Annotated in this window: 13 protein-coding genes, 1 tRNA gene, 2 rRNA genes and 1 pseudogene; 12 read left to right on the forward strand and 5 right to left on the reverse strand. The window is 62.3% G+C overall.

Annotated elements, in window-relative coordinates; translation table 11 throughout:
- Positions 1 to 4 precede the first annotated feature (4 nt).
- The 3 genes from ACZ899_RS01930 to rrf all read left to right on the forward strand — a co-directional run bounded on the left by ACZ899_RS01930 (position 5) and on the right by rrf (position 3,471).
- Positions 5 to 80, forward strand: a tRNA-Ala gene (locus ACZ899_RS01930).
- Positions 81 to 325: 245 nt separating this feature from the next.
- Positions 326 to 3,219, forward strand: a 23S ribosomal RNA gene (locus ACZ899_RS01935).
- A gap of 136 nt (positions 3,220 to 3,355) precedes the next feature.
- A 5S ribosomal RNA gene (gene rrf, locus ACZ899_RS01940) occupies positions 3,356 to 3,471 on the forward strand.
- A gap of 314 nt (positions 3,472 to 3,785) precedes the next feature.
- Here the strand turns inward: rrf and ACZ899_RS01945 are convergent.
- Positions 3,786 to 4,649 (reverse strand): universal stress protein, encoded by an 864-nt coding sequence (locus tag ACZ899_RS01945; RefSeq protein WP_234562945.1) that lies wholly within the window; start codon positions 4,647 to 4,649, stop codon positions 3,786 to 3,788.
- 156 nt (positions 4,650 to 4,805) lie between these two features.
- Between ACZ899_RS01945 and ACZ899_RS01950 the strand changes: the two genes are divergently transcribed.
- On the forward strand, positions 4,806 to 5,423 hold the full coding sequence (locus ACZ899_RS01950; RefSeq protein ID WP_050704889.1) for a MiaE family protein: 618 nt from the start codon (positions 4,806 to 4,808) through the stop codon (positions 5,421 to 5,423).
- Position 5,424: 1 nt separating this feature from the next.
- Here the strand turns inward: ACZ899_RS01950 and ACZ899_RS01955 are convergent, their stop codons facing one another.
- Entirely contained in the window at positions 5,425 to 5,745 is a 321-nt protein-coding gene (locus ACZ899_RS01955) for an ElaB/YgaM/YqjD family protein (RefSeq protein WP_050704890.1), read from the reverse strand.
- A 132-nt stretch (positions 5,746 to 5,877) separates the two neighbouring features.
- On the opposite strand from ACZ899_RS01955, the gene ACZ899_RS01960 reads away from it, so the two are divergent.
- Positions 5,878 to 6,141: a hypothetical protein gene (locus ACZ899_RS01960; RefSeq protein WP_050704891.1), complete on the forward strand. Its 264-nt coding sequence runs from the start codon at positions 5,878 to 5,880 to the stop codon at positions 6,139 to 6,141.
- 66 nt (positions 6,142 to 6,207) lie between these two features.
- Positions 6,208 to 7,150, forward strand: a pseudogene (locus tag ACZ899_RS01965) (carbon-nitrogen hydrolase family protein).
- 25 nt (positions 7,151 to 7,175) lie between these two features.
- Here ACZ899_RS01965 and ACZ899_RS01970 read toward each other — a convergent pair.
- Together ACZ899_RS01970 and ACZ899_RS01975 are read right to left on the reverse strand one after the other, a co-directional pair.
- Positions 7,176 to 7,646, reverse strand: a complete 471-nt coding sequence (locus tag ACZ899_RS01970; RefSeq protein WP_203652624.1) for an LEA/WHy family protein — start codon at positions 7,644 to 7,646, stop codon at positions 7,176 to 7,178.
- Positions 7,647 to 7,769: 123 nt separating this feature from the next.
- A complete protein-coding gene (locus ACZ899_RS01975) occupies positions 7,770 to 8,660 on the reverse strand; it encodes a LysR family transcriptional regulator (protein ID WP_234562943.1) in 891 nt (296 codons plus the stop codon).
- Positions 8,661 to 8,762: 102 nt separating this feature from the next.
- Between ACZ899_RS01975 and ACZ899_RS01980 the strand changes: the two genes are divergently transcribed.
- The 6 genes from ACZ899_RS01980 (at position 8,763) to ACZ899_RS02005 (ending at position 14,426) form a co-directional block, all read left to right on the forward strand.
- On the forward strand, positions 8,763 to 9,842 hold the full coding sequence (locus ACZ899_RS01980) for an extracellular solute-binding protein (RefSeq protein WP_232856989.1): 1,080 nt from the start codon (positions 8,763 to 8,765) through the stop codon (positions 9,840 to 9,842).
- Between the two features lie 23 nt (positions 9,843 to 9,865).
- Positions 9,866 to 10,831: an agmatinase gene (gene speB / locus ACZ899_RS01985; protein ID WP_234562942.1), complete on the forward strand. Its 966-nt coding sequence runs from the start codon at positions 9,866 to 9,868 to the stop codon at positions 10,829 to 10,831.
- Between the two features lie 332 nt (positions 10,832 to 11,163).
- On the forward strand, positions 11,164 to 11,484 hold the full coding sequence (locus tag ACZ899_RS01990) for a hypothetical protein (protein ID WP_186735038.1): 321 nt from the start codon (positions 11,164 to 11,166) through the stop codon (positions 11,482 to 11,484).
- A gap of 21 nt (positions 11,485 to 11,505) precedes the next feature.
- On the forward strand, positions 11,506 to 12,654 hold the full coding sequence (locus ACZ899_RS01995) for a PQQ-dependent sugar dehydrogenase (protein ID WP_234562941.1): 1,149 nt from the start codon (positions 11,506 to 11,508) through the stop codon (positions 12,652 to 12,654).
- 75 nt (positions 12,655 to 12,729) lie between these two features.
- A complete protein-coding gene (gene zapE / locus ACZ899_RS02000) occupies positions 12,730 to 13,830 on the forward strand; it encodes a cell division protein ZapE (protein ID WP_234562940.1) in 1,101 nt (366 codons plus the stop codon).
- Positions 13,831 to 13,841: 11 nt separating this feature from the next.
- Complete coding sequence (locus ACZ899_RS02005) at positions 13,842 to 14,426, forward strand: DinB family protein (RefSeq protein ID WP_232856993.1); 585 nt, start codon at positions 13,842 to 13,844, stop codon at positions 14,424 to 14,426.
- 7 nt (positions 14,427 to 14,433) lie between these two features.
- On the opposite strand, the gene ACZ899_RS02010 is transcribed toward ACZ899_RS02005, so the two are convergent.
- The gene (locus tag ACZ899_RS02010) at positions 14,434 to 14,802 is read right to left on the reverse strand and encodes a CesT family type III secretion system chaperone (RefSeq protein WP_232856995.1); all 369 of its coding nucleotides are present in this window, start codon (positions 14,800 to 14,802) and stop codon (positions 14,434 to 14,436) included.
- Positions 14,803 to 15,073 lie beyond the last annotated feature (271 nt).

Consider the following 15,073-nt stretch of genomic DNA (forward strand, 5'->3'; position numbering starts at 1 on the left):
AAATGGGGCCATAGCTCAGCTGGGAGAGCGCCTGCCTTGCACGCAGGAGGTCAGCGGTTCGATCCCGCTTGGCTCCACCACTCTTTCAGGTTTCGCAGCACTGCTCAGAACTTAGAAATGAACATTCCGGTGTGAATGTTGATTTCTGACTTTTGTCAGATCGTTCTTTAAAAATTCGGATATGTGATAGATAGACTGAACACCAGTTTCACTGCTGGTGGATCAGGCTAAGGTAAAATTTGTGAGTTCTGCTCAGCAATGAGCGAAATGCGAATTTTCGGCGAATGTCGTCTTCACAGTATAACCAGATTGCTTGGGGTTATATGGTCAAGTGAAGAAGCGCATACGGTGGATGCCTTGGCAGTCAGAGGCGATGAAAGACGTGGTAGCCTGCGATAAGCTTTGGGGAGTCGGCAAACAGACTGTGATCCAGAGATCTCTGAATGGGGGAACCCAGCCAGCATAAGCTGGTTATCTTGTACTGAATACATAGGTGCAAGAGGCGAACCAGGGGAACTGAAACATCTAAGTACCCTGAGGAAAAGAAATCAACCGAGATTCCCTTAGTAGTGGCGAGCGAACGGGGACCAGCCCTTAAGCTGGTTTGAGATTAGTGGAACGCTCTGGAAAGTGCGGCCATAGTGGGTGATAGCCCCGTACACGAAAATCTCTTGCCAGTGAAATCGAGTAGGACGGAGCACGAGAAACTTTGTCTGAACATGGGGGGACCATCCTCCAAGGCTAAATACTACTGACTGACCGATAGTGAACCAGTACCGTGAGGGAAAGGCGAAAAGAACCCCGGAGAGGGGAGTGAAATAGAACCTGAAACCGTATGCGTACAAGCAGTGGGAGCCTACTTTGTTAGGTGACTGCGTACCTTTTGTATAATGGGTCAGCGACTTATATTCAGTGGCGAGCTTAACCGAATAGGGGAGGCGTAGCGAAAGCGAGTCTTAATAGGGCGCTTTAGTCGCTGGGTATAGACCCGAAACCGGGCGATCTATCCATGGGCAGGTTGAAGGTTAGGTAACACTGACTGGAGGACCGAACCGACTACCGTTGAAAAGTTAGCGGATGACCTGTGGATCGGAGTGAAAGGCTAATCAAGCTCGGAGATAGCTGGTTCTCCTCGAAAGCTATTTAGGTAGCGCCTCATGTATCACTGTAGGGGGTAGAGCACTGTTTCGGCTAGGGGGTCATCCCGACTTACCAAACCGATGCAAACTCCGAATACCTACAAGTGCCGAGCATGGGAGACACACGGCGGGTGCTAACGTCCGTCGTGAAAAGGGAAACAACCCAGACCGTCAGCTAAGGTCCCAAAGTCATGGTTAAGTGGGAAACGATGTGGGAAGGCTTAGACAGCTAGGAGGTTGGCTTAGAAGCAGCCACCCTTTAAAGAAAGCGTAATAGCTCACTAGTCGAGTCGGCCTGCGCGGAAGATGTAACGGGGCTCAAACCATGCACCGAAGCTACGGGTATCACCTTTTGGTGATGCGGTAGAGGAGCGTTCTGTAAGCCTGTGAAGGTGAGTTGAGAAGCTTGCTGGAGGTATCAGAAGTGCGAATGCTGACATGAGTAACGACAATGCGAGTGAAAAACTCGCACGCCGAAAGACCAAGGTTTCCTGCGCAACGTTAATCGACGCAGGGTTAGTCGGTCCCTAAGGCGAGGCTGAAAAGCGTAGTCGATGGAAAACAGGTTAATATTCCTGTACTTCCAGTTATTGCGATGGAGGGACGGAGAAGGCTAGGCCAGCTTGGCGTTGGTTGTCCAAGTTTAAGGTGGTAGGCTGAGATCTTAGGCAAATCCGGGATCTCAAGGCCGAGAGCTGATGACGAGCGCTCTTTAGAGCGCGAAGTGGTTGATGCCATGCTTCCAAGAAAAGCTCCTAAGCTTCAGATAACTGGGAACCGTACCCCAAACCGACACAGGTGGTTAGGTAGAGAATACCAAGGCGCTTGAGAGAACTCGGGTGAAGGAACTAGGCAAAATGGCACCGTAACTTCGGGAGAAGGTGCGCCGGTGAGGGTGAAGCACTTGCTGCGTAAGCCCACGCCGGTCGAAGATACCAGGCCGCTGCGACTGTTTATTAAAAACACAGCACTCTGCAAACACGAAAGTGGACGTATAGGGTGTGACGCCTGCCCGGTGCCGGAAGGTTAATTGATGGGGTTAGCGCAAGCGAAGCTCTTGATCGAAGCCCCGGTAAACGGCGGCCGTAACTATAACGGTCCTAAGGTAGCGAAATTCCTTGTCGGGTAAGTTCCGACCTGCACGAATGGCGTAACGATGGCGGCGCTGTCTCCACCCGAGACTCAGTGAAATTGAAATCGCTGTGAAGATGCAGTGTATCCGCGGCTAGACGGAAAGACCCCGTGAACCTTTACTATAGCTTTGCACTGGACTTTGAGCTTGCTTGTGTAGGATAGGTGGGAGGCTTTGAAGTGGGGACGCCAGTTCTCATGGAGCCATCCTTGAAATACCACCCTGGCAACCTTGAGGTTCTAACTCGGGTCCGTTATCCGGATCGAGGACAGTGTATGGTGGGTAGTTTGACTGGGGCGGTCTCCTCCCAAAGAGTAACGGAGGAGTACGAAGGTGCGCTCAGACCGGTCGGAAATCGGTCGTAGAGTATAAAGGCAAAAGCGCGCTTGACTGCGAGACACACACGTCGAGCAGGTACGAAAGTAGGTCTTAGTGATCCGGTGGTTCTGTATGGAAGGGCCATCGCTCAACGGATAAAAGGTACTCCGGGGATAACAGGCTGATACCGCCCAAGAGTTCATATCGACGGCGGTGTTTGGCACCTCGATGTCGGCTCATCACATCCTGGGGCTGAAGCCGGTCCCAAGGGTATGGCTGTTCGCCATTTAAAGTGGTACGCGAGCTGGGTTTAGAACGTCGTGAGACAGTTCGGTCCCTATCTGCCGTGGACGTTTGAGATTTGAGAGGGGCTGCTCCTAGTACGAGAGGACCGGAGTGGACGAACCTCTGGTGTTCCGGTTGTCACGCCAGTGGCATTGCCGGGTAGCTATGTTCGGAAGAGATAACCGCTGAAAGCATCTAAGCGGGAAACTTGCCTCAAGATGAGATCTCACTGGAGCCTTGAGCTCCCTGAAGGGCCGTCGAAGACTACGACGTTGATAGGTTGGGTGTGTAAGCGCTGTGAGGCGTTGAGCTAACCAATACTAATTGCCCGTGAGGCTTGACCATATAACACCCAAGCAATTTGCGCCGAGGCCAAATTGTGGTGGTGAAGACGAAAGAACCGAAAGTTCGCGACGAACCACGAAGATCACATATCCGAATTGGCTGGAGTATCCATCTGGATGTTCTGGCAACAGAATTTCTTGACGACCATAGAGCATTGGAACCACCTGATCCCATCCCGAACTCAGCAGTGAAACGATGCATCGCCGATGGTAGTGTGGGGTTTCCCCATGTGAGAGTAGGTCATCGTCAAGATTCATTTCGCAAAACCCCTATCTGCGCGAGCAGGTAGGGGTTTTGTCTTTTCCACGTCCGCAAATCAACGCCACCTCTGCTGTGAAATACACAACGTGGGAGCGGGCTTGCCCCGCGATGAGGCCAGCCCGGATAACATCACTGCCTGCCAGGGCCCTATCGCGGGGCCAGCCCGCTCCCACGGTGGTCCTCTACAGAGGCTGTGCACCAACCGGGGCCGCTTCGCAGCCCTTTCGCGACACAAGGCCGCTCCTACAGGGGATCGCTGCGTATGACAGCAGTGGCCAACAAAGCGTCTCAGGGTTTATAGCGCTTCAGCCGCGAGCCAGTTCGGCAAGATGCGCTGTCACTTCCTCGCTCTTGAGCACCAGTACATCACCTTCCAGGGCGTCGAGCACCACTTCAGCGGTATTACCAATCAAGGCCCCCGAAATGCCTGTCCGCGCCACGGTACCGATGATGGTCACCACAGCGTCGTACTTCTTCTCGGTAAAGGGAATCAGTACATCAGCCGGCCCCTCCGCCACGTGCAGGCGCTCCTCGCTGATGTCGAACTCTGCCTGGAAGGCCTTGCAGGCATCGCGATACCGCTGCTCGATGGTCTCAGTAAGCTGGTAAACCGGGTCGGACGCCGACAGCATGGGCGAGGGGTGTGCGCTGATCACATGAAGCTCACCTTTGGCCAGGCTGGCAATGGCATAGCCATGGTCGATGATGCTCGTATGCAGCCTGCGGTGGTCCTCATCCTGGTTGCCTACATCCACCGCTGCCAGGATCACCCCACCCGTCCACGGTCGCTCACTCTTGACCATCAGCACCGCACATGGGCACTGACGCAGCAGTTTCCAGTCGCTGGGCGTGAGCAGTGCCTTGCGCAGCGGGTTATCCGGCCGATGTTCCTTGATGACCAGCTCGCAACCTTCGGCCTGCTGCACACTGATGATGGATTCATGCAGGGTGTCGTGCCAGGCCTGCTCATAGGTGACACTGTCATACCCATCGTCATGCAGCTGGCTGCTGAGCAAGCTGAGCAGCGCGTCATGATCCTGCTTCTTGTCGCACATCAGCAGGTGCAGGCGCGCGCCGGTCACCCCGGCGATCAGCTTGGCCCGAGTCAAGGCACGGCTGTGGGCGTGCTCGGGGTCGAGGACGACAAGAATGCTGCGTACGGCTTGCATGGGCGTGAACTCCCTTCAGAATGGCGGCCAATGCCTGACTATAGACGGCGCTGCTCCCGCTGCCGCTTGATATGTATCAAGCATAGTCACTGGCACTCGGCACGGTCGCCGGTATAATCGCCGGTCCTGCCGATGTCCTGTGTGATTGTGAGTGCCATGTCCCTGATTCCCGAAATCGACGCCTTCCTCGGTTGCCGTACCCCTGATGCCTGGATCGAGGCGGCGCTGGCCGACCAGGAGACCCTGCTGATCGATCACAAGAACTGCGAGTTCAAGGCGGCCAGCACCGCGCTGAGCCTGATCGCCAAGTACAACACCCACCTCGACCTGATCAACATGATGTCGCGTCTGGCCCGCGAGGAACTGGTGCACCACGAACAGGTGCTGCGCCTGATGAAGCGCCGCGGCGTGCCGCTGCGTCCGGTTTCGGCCGGGCGCTATGCCTCGGGCTTGCGCCGGCTGGTGCGCGCCCATGAGCCGGTCAAGCTGGTGGATACCCTGGTGGTGGGGGCTTTCATCGAGGCGCGCAGCTGCGAGCGTTTCGCCGCCCTGGTGCCGCATCTGGACGAAGAACTCGGCACCTTCTACCACGGCCTGCTCAAGAGCGAGGCTCGGCACTACCAGGGCTATCTGAAGCTGGCTCACCAGTACGGTGACGAAGCGGATATCGCCCGGGTGGTGGAGCAGGTGCGCGAGGCGGAGGCCGGGCTGATTACCTCACCCGACCAGGAGCTGCGCTTCCACAGCGGGATTCCGATGGCGCAAGCGGCCTGAGCTATTGCCGGCGGCCGAGCAGCAACCCGACCACCAGGCCAAAGCCCGCCGAGATCGCCACGGTCTGCCAGGGGTGGCCCCCGATGTATTCCTGGGTCGCCTCGACCGCGGGCTGCGCCTTACGGCCCAGCCGACCGGTGGCGTCGCGGGCCTGCCGCAGTTTCAGGCCGAGCTGCGCGCGCAGGCCTTCTGCTTCCTCTCCCACCAGCGACGCACTGTCGCTGAGCAGTTTCTCGGACTCCTCGATCAAGGCCTGCAGCTCACTGAACACCTGATCCTTGATCTGGTCGTTGTCGGCTTGCGTGGCGGTTTTCCTGGCCATGTACACATCCTCGTGAAGGGTTGGGCGTTGAACAGTGGATGCCACGGCGCCGGGAAAGTTGCAGCGGCGTACCGATGGCGCGTCGCTACAGTGTAAGATAGCGCCCATTTTCCAGCGGCAGGTAATACCCCCATGAGTTTCAATCTGGCCAACATGAGCTTCCAGGAACGGGCGCAGATCGAGGCAGAGAAGGCCCGTTTGTTCGAGTACTGGCAGAACAACCTGGGCAAGGCCAAGGGCGAGGCCGCACGGCTGATCGCGGAGAAGCCGCGGCGCAAGGGCAAGTGGGCCGAATGGGTACGCGCCGAGCTCGACGGCATGTCGCCGGTGGAATTCAACCAGCTGGTACGCAGTGAAGTGAACAAGATGATGGCCGCCGCCAGCGCCAACCGCTGAGTCAGGCGGACACTCCCGGTACGGCGGCGCGCACCATTCGGCTTTCTTCTGACAGGAGTCCCCAAGATGCCAAGATCCATCGTTGCCGCCCTGCAGATCGGCTCGCTGCCTGCAGGCAAGGCCGCCACCCTGGAACAGATCCTCGGCTACGAGCAGGCCATCGGCGAGGCCGGCGCCAGCCTGGTGGTGATGCCCGAGGCGTTGCTCGGCGGCTACCCGAAAGGCGAGGGCTTCGGTACCCAGCTCGGCTATCGCCTGCCCGAAGGGCGTGAAGCCTTCGCCCGCTATTTTGCCAACGCCATCGATGTACCGGGTGCCGAGACCGAGGCGCTGGCCGGACTGTCGGCGCGCACCGGGGCGAGCCTGGTGCTTGGCGTGATCGAGCGCAGCGGCAATACCCTGTACTGCACCGTGCTGTTCTTCGAGCCTGAAGGCGGCCTGGTGGCCAAGCACCGCAAGCTGATGCCCACCGGCACCGAGCGGCTGATCTGGGGCAAGGGCGACGGCTCCACGCTGCCGGTCGTGGAGAGCCGCGCCGGGCGCATCGGCGCGGCGATATGCTGGGAGAACTACATGCCCCTGCTGCGCACTGCCATGTACGCCAAGGGCGTGCAGCTGTGGTGCGCGCCGACGGTGGATGAGCGCGAGCTGTGGCAGGTCAGCATGCGCCATATCGCCGCCGAAGGACGCTGTTTCGTCATCAGTGCCTGCCAGGTGCAGGACTCACCGGCGGCGCTGGGCCTTGAGGTGGCCAACTGGCCGGCAGACCGGCCGTTGATCAACGGTGGCAGCGTGATCGTCGGCCCCCTCGGCGAGGTACTCGCTGGGCCCCTGGTAGGTGAGCGAGGGTTGCTTTGTGCCCGAGGTCGACACCGATGAGTTGGTGCGTGCACGTTACGACTTCGATGTGGTCGGCCACTATGCACGGCCGGATGTGTTCGAACTCAGCGTGGATGAACGTCCACGCCCCGGTGTGCGCTTTGTCGGTTCCGCCGCTGCTGGCGAGTGATCGTTCGCTTACCTGAACAACAGGTTTACCAGCCGGCACTTGTGGCGGCGGGCAGGTCCAGCTTGCCTTTGTCGGTGAAGCGCATTGTCCCGAGCGTGCCGCCCGCCAGCTTGCCGCGCAATACATAGGGCAGGCCTTGCAGGGACTCCACCCGGCTCAGGCCATAGGCCTGGCGCAAGAAGGCGAAGGCGGTGATGCTCACCGGCACCACGATCACCGCCTCGTCGTAGCGACCGATATGCCCGCGTTGATCACTCACTCCGGCGGCCAGGGGCTGGTCGTTGACTTCCAGGTTGAGGGCGATGCCGTTGAAGTCCACCGGGGTTTCGTTGGGGTTCTGCACGCGGATCTTCACCGCCATGCGCAGCTCCAGGTCCTGGCCGGGCAAAGGATCGATGCCGATCACGCTGATGTTCAGCGGGTCACGGCCCTGGAACAGGGCGCAGGCACTCAGGCCAAGGGTCAGCAGCAGGATCAGGCAGGCGCGGGCATACATGGTGATAGGGCCTCGGGACACGGGCGAGTCCTCAGTGTGGCAAATGCGTGGCGCCGCTATCAAGGAATGTGCGGCTCCTGTGGGAGCGGGATTGCCCGCGATGGGCCGCAAAGCGGCCCCAATTCAAACGAATACACTGCGAAGATCTTCCATGAACGCCTGCTGCGCTTCACCGGGCTCCTGCCCACGGTGCCGCGCCAAGGTGAACGGCACCACGAAATCCAGTGTCGGGTCCAGTGCCCGCAACAGTCCCTGGGCTTGCCAGGGCGCGGCGCAGTGGCAGGGCAGGTAGCCGATATGGCGTCCCGACAGGATCAACGTCAGCGCGCTGTCGATCTGTTCCGCCACCGCCAGGCTGCGTCGGCTCTGGAAGGGTTCGCCCTGCTTGAGAAAGCGGTAGGGATGGCAGACCTGGTCGGCCTCCAGCAATTGCTCGCGACTGACCTGGACCTGGTCGAACAGCTCATGCCCCTGGCCACAGTAGAGTCGCTGGCGTTCTTCGAACAATGGCAGGTAATCGAATGCCGCCTGGTTGCCGGAGAAGTAACTGATGGCGCAGTCCAGGCGCTGTTCCAGCAACAGCCGTTCGAGCTCGGCGGGTGGCGCGCTGGTCAGTTCCAGGCGCACCTGCTCGTCGCGTTGGCGAAAACGGGCGATGGCCTGGGCCAGGCGCAGGGTGACGTCGCGGTCCTGGTTTTCGGCCAGGCCGATACGCAGAGTGCCAAGCAAGCACCCGGCCACACCGTTGGCCTGCTGGCGGAACTGCTCGATCTGCAGCAACAGGCCGCGGGTCGCCTGGAGCAGCAGCTCGCCTTTCTCGGTCAGCCTGAAGCCGCCCTTGCCTCGACTGCACAGGCGATAGCCCAGGCGGGTCTCCAGCCTGGCCATCTGCTGGCTGATGCTGGGCTGGCTGAGCCCCAGCACGCCCTGGGCGGCGCTGAAGCCGCCGGCCTCGACTACAGTGACGAACAGCCGCAGCAGGTGCAGGTCCGGGTCGTGCAATTGTCCGAGCATCACATTGATCCTGGTGAATGTCAGCTTCGCAAAGTTGCCATTTTTACAATGTAACCCGGCAGGCATGCTGGCGGCATCCACCCCCACGCCGAGGTGCCCGCCATGCGTCGAACGTTGTGCCTGCTTTCATTGCTGATCGCCCTGCCGCTGCAGGCCGAGGAGAAGGTCGTCAACCTGTACAGCTGGGCCGACTATGTCGCCCCGCAAACCCTGGCGCGGTTCGAGCAGGAGACCGGCTACAAGGTCCGCTACGACACCTTCGACACCACCGAGGTGCTGGAGACCAAGCTGCTCACCGGCGGCAGCGGCTACGACGTGGTGGTGCCGTCGGCCACGGTGCTGGCCCGGGCGCTCAAGGCCGGCGCCCTGCAGCCGCTCGAGGCGCAGGCGATGCCCGGCTACGCCAACCTCGACCCGGACCTGCTGGCCAAGCTGGCCGAGGCCGACCCCGGCAACCGCCATGCCGTGCCATACACCTGGGGCACGCTGGGGCTGGGGGTGAATGTCGAGGCCGTGCGCCAGCGCCTGGGCGATGTGCCGCTGGACAGCCTCGACCTGTTGTTCAAGCCCGAATACGCCAGCCGCCTGAAGGACTGCGGGATCGCCATGCCGGACTCGCCCCAGGAGGTGATCGGCCTGACCCTCAACTACCTGGGCAAGGACCCGTACAGCCAGAGCAAGGCCGACCTGGACGCCGCCCAGGCACTGTTGCAGCAGTTGCAGCCGTCGATCAGCTACGTGGCCAACGGCCGCCAGATCAACGACCTGGCCAACGGCAGCGTGTGCCTGGCGCTGACCTACAACGGCGACGCGGCCATGGCCGCCGACCAGGCCCGCCGCGCCGGCAAGCCGTTCGAGCTGATCTACCGCATCCCCCGCGAGGGCACGCTGGTCTGGCAGGACAACCTGGTGATTCCCAAGGACGCGCCGCATCCCGAGGCGGCCCGTGCCTTCATCGCCTTCATGCTGCGCCCCGAATCGGTGGCGGCCCTGACCAACACGCTGTTCTTCGCCAACGCCAACCAGGCCGCGACGCCGCTGGTGGATGCGGCGATCCGCAATGACCCGGACATCTACCCGCCGGCCGAGGTGCGCCAGCGCCTGTTCGCCGACCGCAGCATGGCGCTGTCCGACCTGCGCCAGCGCAACCGCCTGTGGACCACCTTCCGCAGCCGCCAGTGAACAACAACGACAGGAGACAGACCGTGGACCTCGCCCAGGACAACGACCAGGCCATGACCCGTGACAGCCTCTACGGCACCGCCGCCGAGAGCACCTATGCTGGTATCACCAGTTTTTCCCGGCGCCGCTATAGCCGCGACCTGCGCGGTGTCGACGTGGTGGTCAGCGGTGTGCCGTTCGACACCGCCACCAGTAACCGCCCCGGCGCGCGCTTCGGCCCGCGGGCGATCCGCAACGCCTCGGTGCAGCAAGCCTGGGCCCGACACTGGCCGTGGACGTTCGACCCGTTCGATCACCTGGCGGTGATCGACTACGGCGACTGCGCGTTCGACAGCGGCACGCCCGCGTCGGTGCCGGACAGCATCGAGGCGCACGCCGAGCACATCCTCGAGGCCGGCTGCGCCATGCTTACCCTGGGCGGCGACCACTTCATCAGCTACCCGCTGCTCAAGGCCCATGCCCGCCGGCATGGCCCCCTGGCGCTGGTGCACTTCGACGCCCACAGCGACACCTGGCCGGATGAGGAGGGCAAGCGCATAGACCACGGCACCATGTTCTGGCACGCGGCGCGCGAAGGCCTGGTGGATCCGGCGCACTCGGTGCAGATCGGCCTGCGCACCACCAATGACGACAGCCAGGGGTTCGTCATCCTCGATGCCCGCCAGGTACATCGTTCGGGCACCGAGGCGATCATCGCCGCGATCCGTCAGCGGGTGGGGGAGCGGCCGGTGTACCTGACCTTCGACATCGACTGCCTGGACCCGGCCTTCGCGCCCGGTACCGGCACGCCGGTATGCGGGGGGCTGAGCACGCTGCAGGCGCTGGAGATCCTCGGCGGCTTGCGCGGGATCAACCTGGTGGGCATGGACCTGGTGGAGGTGGCGCCGGCCTATGACCATGCCGATATCACCGCGCTGGCCGGGGCGACGCTGGCGATGGAGATGCTGTGCCTGTACGCGGCGCGGCACAAGGTGGATATAGCAAGGTAGCGCAGGGGCCGCTTTGCGGCCCTTTCCGGCCGGTCCGACGCCTCGGCAAGGCCGCTCTCATGGAACAAAACATAAATCTTTGATTTGACTGGAGCCGCGTGGGAGCGGGCTTGCCCCGCGATGTGGCGTTTGGCACCGGCTTCGCCGGTGATCCGGGCGGTGCGGCGTTCCGACCAGCCCGCTCCCACGCTGGAACCCTGTTCCCTACGCGACAGCGCAGCCCAGGGGGCCATACTGAAACATCAGGACCCACATTCATCCTTTTGCGTCGAACCCTGCGCGCTTTAGGCTATCCAACCCTGGAGCGCGCCTTTTCGTACCGGAGGTGAAGCATGAACCCCACCCTGCCAATCCTGGGCCTCGGCCTGTTGCTGGCCATGCCGCTCCAGGCGGCGCCCCTGCCGGCGCCGTTGCTCGCCGCCAACGACAGCAACAATCCGTACAACAGCCCGATCATGCGTGCCAACCCCAACAGCCGCCAGGGCAGCGTGCCCGCCACGCCGCCGGTGCGCGGCCCGTCCACGCAGCCCAACCCGCGCCCGCCGACCCTCGACAACCGGGGTATCGGCAATGGCGACAACCTGCGCCGCGAGCAGCAGACCCCGAACCTGGAACCCACCCGGCCACCACGCGATTCGCTGCGCGTGCCGTGAGCCCCTTCGAAGGAATCGAGCATGACGCCACGTACCTGGTTGACCACCCTGGCCGCCGCCGGCCTGTTTCCGCTGTTGGCCCAGGCGGCCGCCGAGCAGGAATTTCCCAGTGAAGCGGGGCAACTGACCGTCAGCACTGTCGCCGACGGCCTGCGCAACCCCTGGGCCCTGGCCTTCCTGCCGGGTGGCAAGGACATGCTGGTGAGTGAACGCCCCGGCAACCTGCGCATTGTCAGTGCAGAGGGCAAGGTCGGCCCGCCATTGTCCGGCGTGCCCAAGGTGTGGGCCGAAGGCCAGGGTGGCCTGCTCGACGTGGTGCTGTCGCCGGACTTCGACAAGGACCGAACGGTCTATCTGTCGTTCGCCGAAGAAGGCCCCGACGGCAAGGCGGGGACTGCGGTCGGCCGTGGCCAGCTGTCCCAGGACCGCGCGCGATTGGAGAATTTCACGGTGATTTTCCGTCAGCAGCCCAAGCTCTCCGAAGGCAATCATTTCGGTTCGCGGCTGGTGTTCGACCGCGACGGTTACCTGTTCATCGCCTTGGGCGAGAACAACCAGCGGCCCACCGCCCAGGACCTGGACAAGCTGCAGGGCAAGATCGTGCGCATCCTGCCCGATGGTGAGGTACCCAAGGACAACCCCTTCGTCGGCCGCGACAATGTGCGCCCGGAGATCTGGTCGTTCGGCCACCGCAACCAGCAGGGCGCGGCATTGAACCCCTGGACCGGCCAGCTGTGGACCCACGAGCACGGCCCCCGTGGCGGCGACGAGATCAACATTCCACGGCCCGGCAAGAACTACGGTTGGCCGATCGCCACCCATGGCATCAATTACTCGATGCTGCCGATCCCGGAAGCCAAGGGCAAGCATGTCGATGGCATGGTCGACCCGCATCATGTGTGGGAGAAGTCGCCGGGCATCAGCGGCATGGCGTTCTATGGCAGCCCGACCTTCAAGGCGTGGGAGCACAACCTGTTCATTGGCGCGTTGGCGACCCAGGAGTTGATTCGTTTACAGCTCGATGGTGACAAGATCGTGCATGAAGAGCGCTTGTTGGGCGATCTCAAGGCGCGGATCCGCGATGTGCGGGTGGGGCCGGATGGTTATGTGTATGTGCTGACCGATGCCAAGGACGGGGCATTGTTGAAGGTGGGCTTGAAGGACGGATGATGGCTGAGGGGGCTTATCGCGGGGCACGCCCGCTCCCACGCACGATAGGGGCGAAAGTGTCGTACCATGGCCGGCATGACGCCAGAATCCCTCTACCTCCAGGCCCTCACTGAACGCGGCTACTTTCCCGACCCGGACCAGGCGGCCGCCGTCACCGCATTGCAGGCCTGCTTCGATGCCCTGGGCCAGGACAAGTCGACCCAGGGCCTGTACCTCTGGGGCCCGGTGGGCCGTGGCAAGACCTGGTTGATGGACCTGTTTCACCGTTCGTTGTCGCTACCTGCCCGGCGCCAGCACTTCCATCACTTCATGGCCTGGGTCCACCAGCGCCTGTTCCAGCTCAACGGCACCGCCGACCCGCTCAAGGCCCTGGCCCGCGAGTTGGCTGGCGAGATTCGCGTGCTGTGTTTCGACGAGCTGTTCGTCAGCGATATCGGTGACGCGATCATCCTCGGCCGGTTGTTCCAGGTGCTGTTCGACCAGGGTGTGGTGGTCGTCGCCACCTCCAATCAGCCCCCCGACCAACTGTACCGCGACGGCTTCAACCGCGAGCGCTTCCTGCCGGCCATCGCCGCCATCGAGCAGCATATGCGTGTGCTGTCGGTGGCCGGCGAGCAGGACCATCGCCTGCACCCGGGGGCACGGTTGCAACGCTACTGGGTGGCACCAGCGGGAGGTGGCGGGGCGTTGTCGACGGTGTTCGACCAGTTGAGCCCGGATGACCCCGGCAGCGCGCAGGCCGTGCAGATCGGCTCGCGCCACGTTCAGGTCGTGCGCCACAGCCCGCGGGCGCTCTGGTGCCGATTTGCCGATCTGTGCGAGCAGCCCCTGGCCGCCATGGACTTCATGGCGTTGTGCGACCGTTACCCGGCCATTCTGCTGAGTGATGTGCCGGCCCTGGGCGGCGTGCAGCAGGCCGGGCGTATCGCCCGTGGCACTGAAGATGGCGCGGCCCGTGTCGAGGCCGGAGACCGCGAACTGCCGACGTTGGCGCCCAAGGATGACAGCGTGCGGCGTTTCATCGCGCTGGTCGACGAGTGCTACGACCGGCGGGTCGCGTTGTACCTGGAGGCCGAGGTCCCGCTGGAAGCGCTCTACACTCAAGGGTATCTGGCGTTCCCGTACCAACGGACCCTGAGCCGGCTACGGGAGATGCAACTGCAACGCTTCGCCTGAAGGAGCCGACCATGGAGCCGCTGTCGCATCATCTGCTGACCCAGGCCTACAACAACGGCTGGGCCAACCATCGCCTGTACAAGGCCTGCCTGCAACTGACCCAGGACGAGTTCGTCGCCCCCCGTTGCAGCTTCTTCCCCTCGATCAAGGCCACCCTCAACCACCTGTTGACGGTGGACTGGTTCTACCTGGACGCGCTGGAGTGCGAGCAGCGCGGGGCAACGCCCGACCCGGACGGCGAGCGCTTCTTCGTGCCCGAGCAGCCTTTCGCTACCTGTACCGACCTGCAAGCCCAGCAGGCCCAGGCCGACCAGCGGCTGATCGCTTACTGCCGGCAATTGCGCGATGACCAACTCGGGCGCTATGTCAGCATCGTGCGGCCGGAGCGGATGCAGCATGAGCCGCGCCTGCGCTTGCTGTCGCACCTGTTCGAGCACCAGATCCACCACCGCGGCCAGGTGCACGCGATGCTCAGCGACACGGCGGTCAGGCCTCCGCAACTGGACGAATTCTTCTGCGAAGAGGAGGCCTCGCTGCGCGCCGAGGACTTTGCCGCCCTGGGGTGGAGCGAAGCGCAGATCTGGGCGCAGCGCTGAACGCCATTCAGGGTGTTTCGCCGTCGGCCAGATCATGGGCGGCCTGAACCAGCTGTTCCAGTTGGTGATGCACCATGGCGCGGTCCATCTGCATCAGGGATTGGCGGTTCCATAGCACCTGGCAGCCCGTGATCGGGTCGAGGCCGAGCACGGGCTTGCAGGCGTCCTGGCAGAACAGGTTCTGCTGGCCCCAGCGTACGTCGTCGATGGCGGGTAGTTCGATGAACATCAGCAACTGGTCGGCGGGGTGCTCGGTCACGTTGCACACATGGGTGCCTACCCGCAGGCTGATCACCGGCTCGAAGGCCACTGGGGGATCCAGCTTCAAGGCCGCGTACAGCTGGGTCAACGCATAGTCATAGTTTGTGCCTGGCATGGCGAGTTCTCGTTGGAGGGGACCGCCACGGTAACGACCACGCTGCTTGCCCGACTATCGGAGGCTGTCGTCGTTTTTTAGCTGCTGGCTGTCGCTCACTTTCTGCCGTGCGCCAGGTTCAGCGAACTTCCTACAGATGGTGGCGAAATGCCTCCGCCCATTCCAGGACAATCCCTGCGTTCAAGCAGGGGAGGGCATCGTAGCCTATGGCCATGTCTACACCCGTTGAGCTTCGACGTGGTGTGTAAAGGGGTCTACGGGAAGTACGGCC

This window comes from Pseudomonas sp. TE31087, from assembly GCF_057284075.1.

Coding starts and splice junctions, on each gene's coding strand:
- ACZ899_RS01945 (WP_234562945.1), bottom strand. CDS start 4,649: ATGCAAGCCGTACGCAGCATTCTTGTCGTCCTCGACCCCGAGCACGCC.
- ACZ899_RS01950 (WP_050704889.1), top strand. CDS start 4,806: ATGTCCCTGATTCCCGAAATCGACGCCTTCCTCGGTTGCCGTACCCCT.
- ACZ899_RS01955 (WP_050704890.1), bottom strand. CDS start 5,745: ATGGCCAGGAAAACCGCCACGCAAGCCGACAACGACCAGATCAAGGAT.
- ACZ899_RS01960 (WP_050704891.1), top strand. CDS start 5,878: ATGAGTTTCAATCTGGCCAACATGAGCTTCCAGGAACGGGCGCAGATC.
- ACZ899_RS01970 (WP_203652624.1), bottom strand. CDS start 7,646: ATGTATGCCCGCGCCTGCCTGATCCTGCTGCTGACCCTTGGCCTGAGT.
- ACZ899_RS01975 (WP_234562943.1), bottom strand. CDS start 8,660: ATGCTCGGACAATTGCACGACCCGGACCTGCACCTGCTGCGGCTGTTC.
- ACZ899_RS01980 (WP_232856989.1), top strand. CDS start 8,763: ATGCGTCGAACGTTGTGCCTGCTTTCATTGCTGATCGCCCTGCCGCTG.
- ACZ899_RS01990 (WP_186735038.1), top strand. CDS start 11,164: ATGAACCCCACCCTGCCAATCCTGGGCCTCGGCCTGTTGCTGGCCATG.
- ACZ899_RS01995 (WP_234562941.1), top strand. CDS start 11,506: ATGACGCCACGTACCTGGTTGACCACCCTGGCCGCCGCCGGCCTGTTT.
- zapE (WP_234562940.1), top strand. CDS start 12,730: ATGACGCCAGAATCCCTCTACCTCCAGGCCCTCACTGAACGCGGCTAC.
- ACZ899_RS02005 (WP_232856993.1), top strand. CDS start 13,842: ATGGAGCCGCTGTCGCATCATCTGCTGACCCAGGCCTACAACAACGGC.
- ACZ899_RS02010 (WP_232856995.1), bottom strand. CDS start 14,802: ATGCCAGGCACAAACTATGACTATGCGTTGACCCAGCTGTACGCGGCC.